Below are 14,424 nucleotides of genomic sequence, written 5' to 3'. Positions count from 1 at the left end.
ATGAAGAGGATTATCTTTGTTTTTTTGTTATTCTCCGTTATGTTATTTTCAAGAACTTTTATGGAAATTTTAGATTCAAGGGAAATTTTAATTGCAACGAGGAATATTCCAAGTGAAACTATATATTTTCCGGGAAATGAAAAGTATCCTGGATTTTGCTATGAACTTGCAAGTGGGTTTGCAAAATATCTGGGGATTTCTCCAAAAATTTATGTTGTGGAAAAATTTAGTGAATATTTTTCTCCAAATTTTTTTGAAAAAGTGGATATGATAGCAGATATATTAACTGTGACTCCTGAAAGAAAAAAGCTAATGATTATGATCCCTTTCGTTAAAAATAACGAAATATTTATCTCAAGAGAGGATATAAAAGCAACTTCTTTAAAGGATTTTAAAGGAAAAAGGGTAATAACATATGAGGATTTTGCATATTACAAGACTCTTTTGAATTTGCTTGAAGAAAATAATATAGATTACGTTATCAATAAGGTAATATATGAAAATAATAAACTTAAATTTATTACGCACAATCCCGTGGATAAAGATAAAGTTGAAATATTGCTTGTTCCAAAGGGATATAGATATTCGCCGTATTTTGTAATTATTCAACTTTTAGAGAATAACGCGGATATATCCATTTTTGACTCTTTATCTTTTGTTCAAAAGTATTTTAAGGCACAGTTTCTGAGAAATGAAGTAAAGCCACTTTTTTCAGCGTCTAGAGGTTTTCTTGCTTTTGGTTTTAAGGATAAACTTTTAGCAAGGGAATTTAAAAAATACCTTGAAAGTACAGACTTTAACGCGTTGTTTTTTAAGTATTTTGGCATCCACTATGAAGATTATCTAGAGATGATAGGTGATTAAATTGAAGTTAAAGACAAAGTTTTTTAGAACTTTTTTAATTTTTAACATTTTACTTTTATTTTCTTTATTTACTTTCTTTTTTATTACTTTTTTTCTGAGGGGATTGTCCGTTGAAAAGGAAAATTTAGATCTTTTTGCAAGAAGATTTGCAAATTGTGGGTTTATGGGGGCAATTAAAAATTATCAAACTGTAATTTCCCCTATTTTAGATGGAAATGATGTGCATCTTATTTTTGTAAAAAATAGGTTGCTCCAAGGTTTTGTTTACGCAAAATTGGGAGAGTACATTGATAGTGTATTGGTAAAGTTTCCCTTTGTAAAAGCACTAGCTATTGAGAAAGAAGGAGAAATTGTTTATTTTAAAGGGCATTTTAATATTAACGAAAGGATTTCTATAAATGATGGAAGGTTATATTTAGTCTATAAAAGTTCAAGTGTGGGTGTAAATCTTTATTCACTTTTGGATTTTACGGGTATTTTTTCAAGCTTTGTAAAAAAAGAAAGATATGAAGGACAAAGTTTTGCCATTTTTTACAATGGAACATATTATTTGTATAGCAATGGTAATATTAAAAAGGTAAAAGATTTGAAAGACTTTGCAAAATCCAGTGAAGAAAAAGTATTCGATTTTGTCTTTTACGTTGTAAAACCAAAATCAAAATTGTATGAACCATTACGGAAAACTATAGTTTTGATGTTTGGATTTTTACTTATCTTTATTTTGATTTCCTCTTTTGTTTCTAGGTATTTGGCAGATAAAATAACGTATTCTATTAGAAAAGTGAGTGAAAATCTAGAGAATTTTAGAAGAAAAGAATTTAAAAAGATAGACATTAATGATGATTTTGAAGATGAGATAAAGGTGTTTATAAAAAAATACAACCAGATTACAGAAGATTTGGAAAGATATGTAGAAAACACTGAAAGGATAATAGAAGAAAAAACAAAGGAAATAAAGAAAAAGAATAGTAAACTCAGAGAACTCTCCATAAGAGATGAACTTACAGGATTGTACAATAGAAGGTTTTTTAATGAAGTTTTTCCAGAAGATTATAATTTTGCACTAAGGGAAAATATGTATTTAAATTTTGCCATAATGGATTTGGATGATTTTAAGAAGATAAACGATACATATGGTCATCAGGCGGGTGATGAATGTTTAAGAGTGTTTTCAAGTGTATTAAGAAAACATTTTCATCGTAAGTCTGATAAACTTTTTAGATATGGTGGAGAGGAATTTGTAGTTTACTACATTTCAAAAGAAAAAACAGACTTTTTGAGTTTGCTTGAAAAATTTAGGATGGATTTAGAAAATACGCATATATTATATGAGGAAAATACGCTGTTAATTACAGTAAGTATTGGAGCGGTTTCAGAATTACCAAAAAATACAAAGTATCAGAATATAATATCAGAGGCAGATGAAAATCTTTACATGGCAAAGAGACTGGGAAAAAATAGAGTGTATTTTAAAAAGTGCACCTAAATAAGGTGCACTAGTGCTCGTGGAATTTTTCTTTTACCTTATATTCCATATCTTTAATATGACCTGATATGAATGAAGTGACAATTTCTTTGATGCTACCAGATGCACCTCTAATAACCTTGATACCGTATTGCTCAAAAAAACTAATAGCACGTGCTCCTATACCGCGAACTATTAAAACTTTTGCACCGTTTTTGTGAATGTATTCAGGGATCATGCCTGGGCCATGTTCTTCATATGGATTTTTCTCGATCTTTATTTCTTCTATCTTGTTTTCATTTACTTTGATAAAGGCAAAATAAGGTGCATGCCCAAAGTGTTCTGAAATTATGGAGTCTTCTCCTTTATTTTCAATTACTGGTATGGCAATTAGCATACTTTTCCCCCTTTAATGTTTTTTCTCATTTTTATTATAACATATCCCCACACTTAAGTGTGGGGATTTACCAAATTCTGTTAAAACCTCTTCTATATCCGAAATTATTTTTCCATCCAAAGCTTCTTCTGCTAAAACCATACCCTCTTCCACGTCCAAAGCCATATCCTCTTCCATATCCAAAACCTCTTCCATAACCATACATATATCCATTCGCTGTAGCTCTTAAGGTGCAATTTCCCCTTCTCCAACCAATTGGTCCTGTTCCAAATGGGCCCGTTCCATCAAAACCAGGCATGCTTTCACCTCCCTGAATCTAGTTCTTGCAATCTTTTTTCAACGTATTCTAATTCACTTCTTAAATAGTCTCTGTAATCTAAAAGCATTTCTCTTTCATCACGTATGTACATTTCTTCATCTTCCCATCCTCTTCCAAAACCATACCCTCTGCCGTATCCAAAACCTCTACCATACCCTCTTCCATATCCAAATCCTCTACCATAGCCTCTTCCAAAACCTCTGCCAAACCCTCTCATACTTTCACCTCCAAATGTTGTTCTTCTTTCATTATTGATTATATATCATTAGTATAAATTTGTCAATAATTTGTATGATATAATTTGTACGGAGGTGGGATTGAATGAAATTTATTTTGCTTGTTGTAATTTTACAAGTGTTGTGGGAGATAATACTTGAAATTTCCAATGTTTTGTATTCTAAGAAACACACAGATATACCAGATGTTTTAAAGGATAAAATTTCCCAGGAGCATATAAGGCAATCTTTGAGTTATTTAGTGGATAAGGCAAAGGTGAAGATTGCTTCAGATATTGTTAATTTGTTTGTTTTGTTGGTATTTATTTTATATGGTTTTCCATATTTAGAAAAATTAGTTTCTAGTGTGTCTAATTTTCTTATATTACAAGGGATGTTGTTTTTTGGAATATATTGGCTAATAACCTTAATTGTGGGTATACCCATTAATTTTTATTTGAATTTTGTTGTAGAGAAAAAATACGGATTTAATACCATGACCTATAGAACATTTTTTTTGGATGTGCTAAAAAACGCATTGATAACTGTTATCTTTTTTGTTCCTCTTATATATTTAATTATTTACGTAATAAGTGTAGATAACAATTGGTGGTGGAAAGTTTCTTTGGTTTTTATTGCATTTCAATCCTTTGTTTTGTTTTTATACCCTCTTGTAATTATTCCCCTTTTTAACAAGTTAACTCCTTTAGAAGATAAAGAATTGAAAGATAAGATTAGAAAACTTTCAACTAAGATAAAAGATGTATATGTAATGGATGCATCAAAAAGAACAAAAAAGCAAAATGCATTTTTAACGGGTATTGGAAAATCGAAAAGATTAGTACTTTTCGATACACTTCTCGAATATCCAAAAGAGGAAATTCTTGCGATAGTTGCACATGAACTTGGACATTACGAAAAAAGACACATTCCAAAACTTCTGGTCATTTCTTCTGTATTTTACACTTTTATTTTTTATATAACAAATGTAGTTTATACTTATGTGCTAAATTACGTTGATAAACCGTATACAGCTTTTATCTATGCTTTTATATTTGTTTCTCATTTAATGTTTTTTGTAATGCCATTTATAAATAAAATACAAAGAAAATTCGAATTTGAGGCAGATGAGTATTCCGTTGAAAAGTTAAAAACATCAAAATATTTAACATCTGCGTTAAAAAGACTTATGAAGGAAAATTTGATAAATTTAAATCCTTGGCCTTTGTACAAAGTTTGGTATTATAACCACCCTTCTGTTGATGAAAGGATAAAGTATTGTGCAAATAGATATTTATAAAGGTTAATTCCCTATGGTCAAATAGGCGGTGAAAGATATGAAAAGATTACCGATAGGGATACAAAGTTTTGTAGTAGTAAGAGAAGAAAAATACGCATATGTAGATAAAACAGGATATATAAAAAAACTGGTAGAAGATGGGAAATATTTTTTTCTATCGCGTCCAAGAAGATTTGGAAAAAGCTTATTTTTAGATACACTAAGGCAAGCATTTCTTGGAAAAAAGGAACTATTTAAAGGGTTATACCTTGAGAACAATTGGGATTGGAGTAAAAAATATCCTGTTATCTATATATCCTTTGGAGCAGGGGTACATAAAACAGAGGAAGAACTAAGAGAAACACAGGATATGATATTAAGGAAACACGCAGAAGGATACGATATAAAACTAGAGGAGAAAAGTATAAAGAATAGATTTATAGAACTAATAGAAAAGGTATACAAAAAAGAGAAAGAAAAAGTAGTGATATTAGTAGACGAATATGACAAGCCGATATTAGACAACATAGAAGAGAAAGAGATAGCAAAAGAGATGAGAGAAAGCCTTAAGAACTTTTATTCGGTGATAAAAGATGCAGATGAATATATAAAATTTGTATTTATAACAGGGGTAACCAAATTTTCGAAAGCATCGATATTTTCTGGGTTGAACAATTTAAACGATATAACACTTGATCCAAGGTATGTGAGCATATGTGGTATAACGCAAAAAGAATTAGAAGAAGGATTTAAAGAGTTATTAGAAGGGGTAGACAAAGAAGAGATGAAAAAGTGGTACAATGGGTACAATTTTTTAGGGGAAAAGGTATACAATCCATTTGATGTATTATTATTTTTGGATAAAAAGATATACAGGCCATATTGGTTTGAAACGGGAACGCCAACATTTTTGATAAAGCTATTAATGAAAGAAAGATACTACCTACCAGAAATAGAAAACCTACAAGTAGGAGAAGAAATACTTGAAAGCTTTGAAATAGAAAACATCCAACCAGAAGTATTATTATTTCAAACGGGATATCTAACAATAAAGAGTGTTGAAAGAGAAATAGGGATGAACATATACACACTAACATATCCCAACCTTGAAGTAAAAAGTGCAATTAACAGACACATATTAAATTACTGTACAGATTTAAGGTCAAAAGATAGAAACATGATAGGACTAATAAAAGCGATAAAGAAAGCAGAGATAGGAAAGATGAAAGAGATATTTCACGCATTTTTTGCATCGATACCAAGTGACTGGTACAGGAAAAATGATATAGAGAAATACGAAGGATTTTATGCAAGTGTGTTTTATGCATACTTTGCAGCGCTAGGGATAGAGGTAAAAGCAGAGGATGTAACAAATAAAGAAAGGATAGATTTAACTGTAAGGTTTGAAGAAAAATGTTATATATTTGAATTTAAAGTAATAGAAGGGAAAGAGAAAAAGGGAGCACTAGAGCAGCTAAAAGAAAAAAGATATCATGAAAAGTATAAAGGAAAGTGCAAAGAGATATACATAATAGGAGTAGAATTTGACAAGAGAGAAAGGAATATAGCATATTTTGAATGGGAAAGAGTTTGATAGAGAGTTTTAGCGAGGGTTGGAGAGGTTAGAGAGGTTGGGGAGATTGGAGAGTGTTGGGGTGTGTTTGTCATTCCAAGCGCTTTTCCTTTTTTGTCATCCTGAGGAACGAAGTGACGAAGGATCTTATTTCCACACCGTCACTCATTTCAAGATTCTTCGTGCGTACGCACTCAGAATGACAGGAAGAGGAATGTCATCCGAAAAGAGCGAGCGGGCGAAGAATCTTACCATATGTTAAAATATAACCACACAATATGTGATACAATTTAATTGTTCTTTAAATTATGTTGCTATTCAAAAAGGTGGTGATTTTTATTTTTGAAAAAAATTATAAAAAAATAGAAATAAAGAACTTTAGAAAGTTCAAACACATGTTAATAGATGATCTTTCAACTATAAATGTCTTCTTTGGCAGTAATAATTTAGGAAAAACCACAATTCTTGAAGCCATTTTTCTTCATTCATGTGGTTTAAACATAGGAGCCTTTTTCAATGGAATTTTTCTGAACAGGCAAAATGGAAATTTTATGGGACCCTATGATTATGGTGAAGCTATTTTGAATCTATTCAATAACTATCATTCCAATCCAAAAAAATTGTTAATTTTTATAGAATCAGAAAACTACAATAAAGAAAAAAACGAAACAGTTTTTGAGTTTAACTATTCAACTTTTTTATCTCCTTTTTTCGGAGGTCAAAGTGGGCCTCTTAGGTTATTCGAAAATAAACCTATGATAATAGCAGAAAAAAATAATATTAACAGAACTTATTTTGGGAAAATCAAAATAACATTAAATAATACTGAAAGTAGTTTTGACATTACATTACCAACCTACTTTGAAAATATTAAACCACTTAAAATGGCAATTTACCATGACTTATTAAATCATAGAGATCCTATAAAAGAAACAGTATTGTATGGTGCACTCAAAAGAGCCGAAAAACTTGAAGAATTTACTATAAAATTAAGAGATGTGTTTCCAAACATAAAGAGTATAGACAATATACCTCTTCCAGACGGCTCATCTAAAATATACGTATATACAAAAGATAGAAAAATTCCTCTTTCGGTTTTTGGGGATGGTTTTAGAAAACTATATTATCTTATTGGCAATATTGTTCTGCATAGAGAGGCCGTTCACCTAATAGAAGAACTGGACACCAATTTCCATCCAGAATCAATACCCATTTTGGCCAAATCCTTACTTAAATATAGCAAAGAATACAATAATCAACTATTCATAACTTCACATAACCAAGAATTTCTTGAAATCTTCTTGGAAAACCTCTCAGAAAATGAATTAAAATATGATATAAGAGTATTTACCCTTAAAGAACACGATAGAAAATTAAGATTGCTAAAATTAACAGGTCTTGAAGCCCTAAGAAACATTCAAGAATTTCATCTGGAGTTGAGATAATAATGAACAGACTTATCATATGTGAAGGAAATACAGACAAAGAATTAATAGGCTTTTATCTTGAAAAGAGAGGAAACTTCAAAGTTCAAAGTAAAAGGACATTTTTCAATGTAGAGCTTGAGAACAATCAATTCCAAACAAACTTATCCAGAAACACTAATGAAAATATAGCTATTGTTTCTGTTGGAGGGAAATCAAGAATAAAACCCTTCTTTACAAAAGCAAAAGAATACATCTCACAAACCAGATATGACAAAGAACTGATCCAAAAAATTATTATATTACTTGATAGGGACGAAGATACCGATGAAATACTAATCAAACTCATCGGCAATGGTATCAAAAATATCAATGCATGGCAAAAAATATCAATTCCAAATCAGCTGTTTGATGAAATCTTTGTTGAAGTACTTGTTCTTGTTATTCCACCAGACAACCCTGGCGCAATAGAAAGATTTGTTATAGACTCTTTAAGAAACAATCATACTTACATAATAGAAAAAATCGAAAACACTATTGATGATATCAGTATAAATAGATACTTGAGTAAAAAAGAAAGGATAAAAGACAAAGCAAAACTTGGATGTATTCTTTCTATATTGTCTCCTGAATGGAGCCTAAACAAAATAACTGAGAAAATTAAAACAATTGATTGGCTAAAAATAGAAACTTTTAATAAACTATATTCTAAAATTCTGGAGTGAAATCTTCAATTTTTCCATTTTTCCATTTCAAAGCTCTTCCATACCAACTTGAACATCGGGCTTGGAATGACAGTAAAAAGGGACGTCATCCTGAGCACGCAGTGCGAATGGGATGTCATCCTGAGCGTAAGCGAAGGATCTTATTTCCACACCGTCAGTTATTTCAAAAATCTTCGCGCATACGCGCTCAGAATGGCAAAAAGAGGGTTCTAACCTTCTCCAACTTTTATCAACTTGTATATTTTCTAAAGATAACTTTAGTAAATATATCTTTAGTAAATTATGGTATAATTTATTTGAGGTGGTAATATGTTCATAAACAGAGTAAAAGAAAGAAAGTTTCTTGAAAGAAAACTTTCCAGTAAAAATGCTGAATTGATAGTAATTTATGGTAGAAGAAGGGTGGGAAAAACCTTTCTTCTTGAACATGTAGTAAGAAACGGCCTTTTTTTCACTGCAGACCTTTCCGGAAGTACCATGTTAATGAACAGATTCCTAAATGAAATAAAAGAACTCATAAACCTTCCAGAAACTCTCAGGATTAATTCCTGGGAAGAATTTTTTTCTTTTTTGAACATGGCAATTGACTTGCGAAAAGTAACTTCTATTGTTATTGACGAATTTCAATACATCCCTTATAGAGATGAAACTTTCCTATCTGTATTTCAAAGATGGTGGGACAAAGAATTTTCAAAAAAGCGTGTGAATTTCATTTTGTGTGGATCATACAGTGGTATGATAGAAAAAATAGCTCTTTCTCATAATAGCCCGATATACGGTCGCAGAACGGGGCAATACAAAATACTCCCAATGGATTTTGGGGATTCTATGAAATTTTTTAAGTTCAAAAAGAAAGAAGATAATGTTCTTGCATACGGAGTTACAGACGGTATCCCACTTTATTTATTGGAATTTTCCGAATATACAAATTTTTGGGATGCACTAAAGGAAAAGCTTTTAACTCCTGGAGAATTCCTTGTTGAGGAAGGAAAATTCCTAACTCTTGAAGAATTCAAAAAGGATCCATCAAATTACTTTTCCATTTTAACTGCTATAGCAAATGGAAAAACTACCCCAAATGAAATAGCAAATGAAAGTGGTGTGGAGTATAAAAATATAGGTACGTATCTTGCAAGGCTCCTTGAACTTGAGCTTGTAAAAAAAGAACAACCATTCTCTTTAAAAAAACCCAGAAAAAAGGCATTCTATTACATAAATGATGAATATCTCAGATTTTTCTTCCGTTATATTTATCCCTATCAAGAAATGATATACAGAGGTCTTGGAAGTAGGCTCCTTGAAAAAATAAAACTCACCATTTCTCAATACGCCTCTTTCACGTTTGAAAAGATATCAAAACAATATTTAAAAAGACACATCGGTGTTGAAAAAGTAGGAAGATGGTGGGATGCTGGTAATGAAATAGATATTGTTGGCATTAAAGACAATATTCTATACGTCGGTGAATGCAAATGGACAAATAAAAAAGTAGATGGAAAAGTGTTGAATAATCTTCGAAAAAAAATCCCATTTCTTTTAAAAGACCTTAAATATGAACCGACAAAAATCATTTATTATTTGTTTTCAAAAAATGGTTTTAAAGATTTAGAAGAAAATGATGAAGTAAAATGTATAGATTTAAATAAAATAATCTCCATTGATACTCTTTAACCTCGCTAGTACTGCTATTAAGTGTTAGAATATATATGTAAAAAAATAGGCGGTGGAAGATATGAAAAGATTACCGATAGGGATACAAAGTTTTGTAGTAGTAAGAGAAGAAAAATACGCATATGTAGATAAAACAGGATATATAAAAAAACTGGTAGAAGATGGGAAATATTTTTTTCTATCGCGTCCAAGAAGATTTGGAAAAAGCTTATTTTTAGATACACTAAGGCAAGCATTTTTTGGGAAAAAAGAACTATTTAAAGGGTTATACCTTGAGAACAATTGGGATTGGAGTAAAAAATATCCTGTTATCTATATATCCTTTGGAGCAGGGGTACATAAAACAGAGGAAGAACTAAGAGAAACACAGGATATGATATTAAGGAAACACGCAGAAGGATACGATATAAAACTAGAGGAGAAAAGTATAAAGAATAGATTTATAGAACTAATAGAAAAGGTATACAAAAAAGAGAAAGAAAAAGTAGTGATATTAGTAGACGAATATGACAAGCCGATATTAGACAACATAGAAGAGAAAGAGATAGCAAAAGAGATGAGAGAAAGCCTTAAGAACTTTTATTCGGTGATAAAAGATGCAGATGAATATATAAAATTTGTATTTATAACAGGAGTAACCAAATTTTCGAAAGTATCGATATTTTCTGGTTTGAACAATTTAAACGATATAACACTTGATCCAAAATATGCGAGCATATGTGGGATAACGCAAAAAGAATTAGAAGAAGAATTCAAAGAGTTGTTGAAAGGAATAGACAAAGAAGAGATGAAAAAGTGGTACAATGGGTACAATTTTTTAGGAGAAAAGGTATACAATCCATTTGATGTATTATTATTTTTGGATAAAAAGATATACAGGCCATATTGGTTTGAAACGGGAACGCCAACATTTTTGATAAAGCTATTAATGAAAGAAAGATACTATCTACCGGAAATAGAGAATCTTAGGGCGGGTGAAGAGATAATAGAAAGCTTTGATGTAGAAACCATGAACATAACAACGCTTTTGTTTCAAGCGGGATATTTAACAATAAAAGGATACAAAGATATATTTGGGAAAAGGACATATTATCTTACATATCCAAATATAGAAGTAAGGACATCATTTATGGATCACATACTAAACTACATAACAAAAAAACCGGAAAAAAAGGCAGAAAGTGAGATAGAACTTTCAGAAGCATTAATAAAGTCAGAAATAGAAAAGATGAAAGAAATATTTCATGCATTTTTTGCATCGATACCGAATGATTGGTACAGGAAAAATGATATAGAGAAATACGAAGGATTTTATGCAAGCGTGTTCTATGCATACTTTGCAGCGCTTGGGATAGAGGTAAAAGCAGAGGATGTAACAAATAAAGAAAGGATAGATTTAACTGTAAGGTTTGAAGAAAAATGTTATATATTTGAATTTAAAGTAATAGAAGGGAAAGAAAAAAAAGAGGCATTAAAACAGCTAAAAGAAAAAAGATATCATGAAAAGTATAAAGGAAAGTGCAAAGAGATATACATAATAGGAGTAGAATTTGACAAGGAAGAAAGGAATATAGCATACTTTGAATGGGAAAGAGTATGATGGAGAGGTTGGCAAGGTTGGAGAGGTTGGAGTTTTCTTGTCATTCCGAGTGTACGCGAGGAATCTTGTCCCTTTCTCATCCTGAGGAACGCAGTGACGAAGGATCTTAGATTCTGCTCCTCAGAATGACAAAAAAAGAATCTCATTTCTTTTTTAGAAGTCTTTATTTACAATTTTCTCTTACCATAGGAACAATTATGCCTATGAATATATAAAGGAAAGCTGTTGAAACTTGTATATCTAACGCAACCATTTCAAAAAATAAAACTATAGCAAAAATTCCCCATATGATTTTTTCCTTTTTTTCTCTTAATGTCAAGGTTAAGCTGGAGAACAAAAATGGCGCTGCCAAGCCAAATAAATCAAAATTTACCTTTAAACCAATGGGTAACCATATAAGCATTGAGAGAAATAATATACTATTACTGAGTAGTTTGTTTGTGTTTAGTGAAAAATTTAAAATAAGTATTATACCAAGAATAGAAAAATAAAGCTCAAAGACTTTAGATGAAAAAAATCCAAAAATAGCTACAAAAACAAGAATAAGAATTAATATCTTAAGACTAAGAAACGTATTTGCTTTGATCATATTACCCCCCTTAGATGATATAAATTATTTTTCTTTCAAACTGTAATCAGCATCTATTTTCGCATCTGGATAGCTTTGTCTTAAAAATTCATAGTATCTTTTAAAAAACATTTTAGCCTTTTCAAAAGCTTTATTCCAGCTATAAGCTAAAAATTCTTTAACGTAATTAAATACCTTTGACTCAACTTCACTGTATGTGTGTTCAACAAATCTTTGCACTAAATAAACACCTATCCAAATAAACGAACTTCCTATTCCTCCGCCTCCATTGCCTGGGGTAAGTTTTTGATCTTCTGAGCCGTAAATAATAGTTGAACCTTTTTTTAATCACATTTTGTTGTGAGAATCCATGAGTAACTAATAATAAAAATACAAATACAAAAAATAATACTATAAGTTTTTTCATAGTTTCTCCCCCCTTTTAATATAAATATTTGATAATAAGAGATATTTGCAGATTTTAATTAAACTTCAAGTTATATTATACAATTTATGCAATATCATAACAATAGAAAAAAGCAATTAATATGTCACATTTTTGTTTATCAAATATTATTATTTATAAAATTCTTTTTGTTTTAAAGTGTGGGCCTGTTTCAAAAATAGTAAGAGATTAATCCAAAAGCACAAAATAGATACAGAAATATAATAAAATACTCTGGGAGTGTTTCAAAATTTTTTCTTATCACCCTAGCGAAATTTGGGAGGATGTCATCCTGAGGAACGAAGTGAGGAAGGATTTTATACATTCGGAAAATCATCCAAGATTCTTCGCGCATATCGCTCAGAATGACAAAAAACTCCAACATTTTCCAATTTCTCCAACCTGTCGAATGCTGTCAAGCCCTGACGAACTTGTCGACTGTGTCGAATATGATATAATTTGTTTAAAGCACCAACGGGGGGGTGTTGTTGTGGGCCTTTCAGAAGTTATAAAATACATAGTAGACAAACCACTTGAATTAAAAGAAAAAAGTTTATTGGTTGACAGAAGCAAAGAAATTAAATACTTGAATAATATTATAAAATATCATCCCTTTGGCATCTTTGGAATATCTGGAGAAACTGGCATAGGAAAAACAACGGTACTCAATTTCATAAAATGTGAAAACGTTTTTTCACAACGCATTACACTAACCTTTAGAGAATCTGTAGAAAGTATACTGTATGATCTTCTCTATAATTTATCCAAAGGCTTGGAAAAAGACAAAAAACTTTCAAAGTTTGCAAAAGAAACAAAAGAATGGGTGATTGAGGAAGTTTCTACGGTAAAAGTATTTTCTCTTGGCATAAGCTTATACGGATCTGCTAATACCAATCTTCAAAAAAGCAAAACGCCAAGGTTTAACTTTTTTGCTGCAAAAGAAAAACTTGGAGAGCTACTTAGGAAAATAGTCTCTGTAAAAGGAAAATTTGCACTTATTATAGACGAGTTAGATAAAGAAAGTAAAAGTGATACCCTTCAAATAGTTGATGCCCTAAAAAATGAGCTTCTATTTGAAAACATAATCACAATAATGACATTACCTTATTCTATATACAGAGAATACAAATTTGATCGACTAAGATGGAACGAATCTGGAAATTTGGAAAATATCTTCAAGGACATAATACTCCTTGAAGAATTGACAGATAGCGACATAAAAGAACTCCTTTTAAGAAGAATTCACAAATTTATAGATATCATCCCATCAGAATCCCTTGATCCAATAATCGAATTTGCCGATGGAAATCCCAGAGACGCTTTATGGATGCTTTCCAAAGTCATTTTTGAGAACATAGAAAAAGATATTCTCAAAAAAGAAGATACAATACTTACAATAAAGAAAATTACAAACGAATACCTAACCGAATTAAAACTTACACCACTCCAAAAGAAAGCTTTTGAATTACTCAAAGACCTCACGGGAAGCAGGGACGAATTCTTAACAATTTTACAGCAAAACAATATAAAACGAACAACCGCATATTCCATATTAAACACATTCATAGAACGAAAAATAATAATTACAAAAGGAATAAAACTAAAATTTTCGGGAAAATACAAATTTCTCAATTTGTAAAGCCCTTTGTCCTTTGTCGAACACTGTCAAGCCCTGACGAAGTTGTCGACGGTGTCGAAAATAATATTGCCATCCCAACGCCCCGCCTTGTTTACTTGAAATAACAACAAGAAAGATAGAGAAAATTGAAATTGAATTTCAATAAACTCCAGTAATTCTAGGAAAACTACTTTTTAAGTCCATGTTGTTTTTAGCAAATTGTTGCGATTGTTTTAAATAATTGTTATAATTATTAAGCAA

The 14,424-nt window shown here is 30.8% G+C and carries 14 protein-coding genes; 9 read left to right on the top strand and 5 right to left on the bottom strand.

What is annotated here, in order from left to right; all coding sequences use genetic code 11:
- Positions 1-864, top strand: a complete 864-nt coding sequence (locus tag Y592_RS04305; protein WP_075665788.1) for a transporter substrate-binding domain-containing protein — start codon at positions 1-3, stop codon at positions 862-864.
- Positions 857-2,350 (top strand): GGDEF domain-containing protein, encoded by a 1,494-nt coding sequence (locus tag Y592_RS09100; RefSeq protein ID WP_077198188.1) that lies wholly within the window; start codon positions 857-859, stop codon positions 2,348-2,350. Before Y592_RS04305 ends, Y592_RS09100 begins: the two co-directional genes overlap by 8 nt.
- Positions 2,351-2,360: 10 nt before the next feature.
- Here Y592_RS09100 and Y592_RS04295 read toward each other — a convergent pair whose 3' ends face one another.
- The 3 genes from Y592_RS04295 to Y592_RS04285 form a co-directional block, all read right to left on the bottom strand.
- Positions 2,361-2,726 (bottom strand): NifB/NifX family molybdenum-iron cluster-binding protein, encoded by a 366-nt coding sequence (locus Y592_RS04295; protein ID WP_075665786.1) that lies wholly within the window; start codon positions 2,724-2,726, stop codon positions 2,361-2,363.
- A 67-nt stretch (positions 2,727-2,793) separates the two neighbouring features.
- Positions 2,794-3,024, bottom strand: a complete 231-nt coding sequence (locus Y592_RS04290; RefSeq protein WP_075665785.1) for a DUF5320 family protein — start codon at positions 3,022-3,024, stop codon at positions 2,794-2,796.
- A 4-nt stretch (positions 3,025-3,028) separates the two neighbouring features.
- Positions 3,029-3,262 (bottom strand): DUF5320 domain-containing protein, encoded by a 234-nt coding sequence (locus tag Y592_RS04285; protein WP_075665784.1) that lies wholly within the window; start codon positions 3,260-3,262, stop codon positions 3,029-3,031.
- 104 nt (positions 3,263-3,366) lie between these two features.
- Here Y592_RS04285 and Y592_RS04280 point away from each other — a divergent pair, with 104 nt between their 5' ends.
- The 6 genes from Y592_RS04280 (at position 3,367) to Y592_RS04255 (ending at position 11,532) form a co-directional block, all read left to right on the top strand.
- Positions 3,367-4,560 (top strand): M48 family metallopeptidase, encoded by a 1,194-nt coding sequence (locus Y592_RS04280; protein ID WP_088368897.1) that lies wholly within the window; start codon positions 3,367-3,369, stop codon positions 4,558-4,560.
- Positions 4,561-4,597: 37 nt separating this feature from the next.
- Entirely contained in the window at positions 4,598-6,133 is a 1,536-nt protein-coding gene (locus tag Y592_RS04275; protein WP_088368896.1) for an ATP-binding protein, read from the top strand.
- Positions 6,134-6,441: 308 nt separating this feature from the next.
- A complete protein-coding gene (locus tag Y592_RS04270) occupies positions 6,442-7,557 on the top strand; it encodes an AAA family ATPase (protein ID WP_075665781.1) in 1,116 nt (371 codons plus the stop codon).
- A gap of 2 nt (positions 7,558-7,559) precedes the next feature.
- Entirely contained in the window at positions 7,560-8,261 is a 702-nt protein-coding gene (locus Y592_RS04265) for a DUF3226 domain-containing protein (RefSeq protein WP_075665780.1), read from the top strand.
- A gap of 309 nt (positions 8,262-8,570) precedes the next feature.
- Positions 8,571-9,932 (top strand): ATP-binding protein, encoded by a 1,362-nt coding sequence (locus Y592_RS04260; RefSeq protein ID WP_088368895.1) that lies wholly within the window; start codon positions 8,571-8,573, stop codon positions 9,930-9,932.
- Between the two features lie 61 nt (positions 9,933-9,993).
- Complete coding sequence (locus Y592_RS04255; protein ID WP_088368894.1) at positions 9,994-11,532, top strand: ATP-binding protein; 1,539 nt, start codon at positions 9,994-9,996, stop codon at positions 11,530-11,532.
- A gap of 163 nt (positions 11,533-11,695) precedes the next feature.
- Here the strand turns inward: Y592_RS04255 and Y592_RS04250 are convergent, their stop codons facing one another.
- On the bottom strand, positions 11,696-12,121 hold the full coding sequence (locus tag Y592_RS04250) for a hypothetical protein (protein ID WP_075665777.1): 426 nt from the start codon (positions 12,119-12,121) through the stop codon (positions 11,696-11,698).
- A gap of 24 nt (positions 12,122-12,145) precedes the next feature.
- The gene (locus Y592_RS04245; protein WP_075665776.1) at positions 12,146-12,340 is read right to left on the bottom strand and encodes a hypothetical protein; all 195 of its coding nucleotides are present in this window, start codon (positions 12,338-12,340) and stop codon (positions 12,146-12,148) included.
- A gap of 695 nt (positions 12,341-13,035) precedes the next feature.
- Between Y592_RS04245 and Y592_RS04240 the strand changes: the two genes are divergently transcribed.
- On the top strand, positions 13,036-14,184 hold the full coding sequence (locus tag Y592_RS04240) for an ATPase (protein ID WP_075665775.1): 1,149 nt from the start codon (positions 13,036-13,038) through the stop codon (positions 14,182-14,184).
- Positions 14,185-14,424: the final 240 nt, after the last annotated feature.

The sequence above is a fragment of the Thermosipho sp. 1070 genome (genome assembly GCF_001682135.1).
Taxonomy (GTDB): Bacteria; Thermotogota; Thermotogae; order Thermotogales; family Fervidobacteriaceae; genus Thermosipho; species Thermosipho affectus.
Note: the sequence above shows the minus strand (reverse complement) of the source record. Positions and strands in the feature narration are given on the sequence as shown.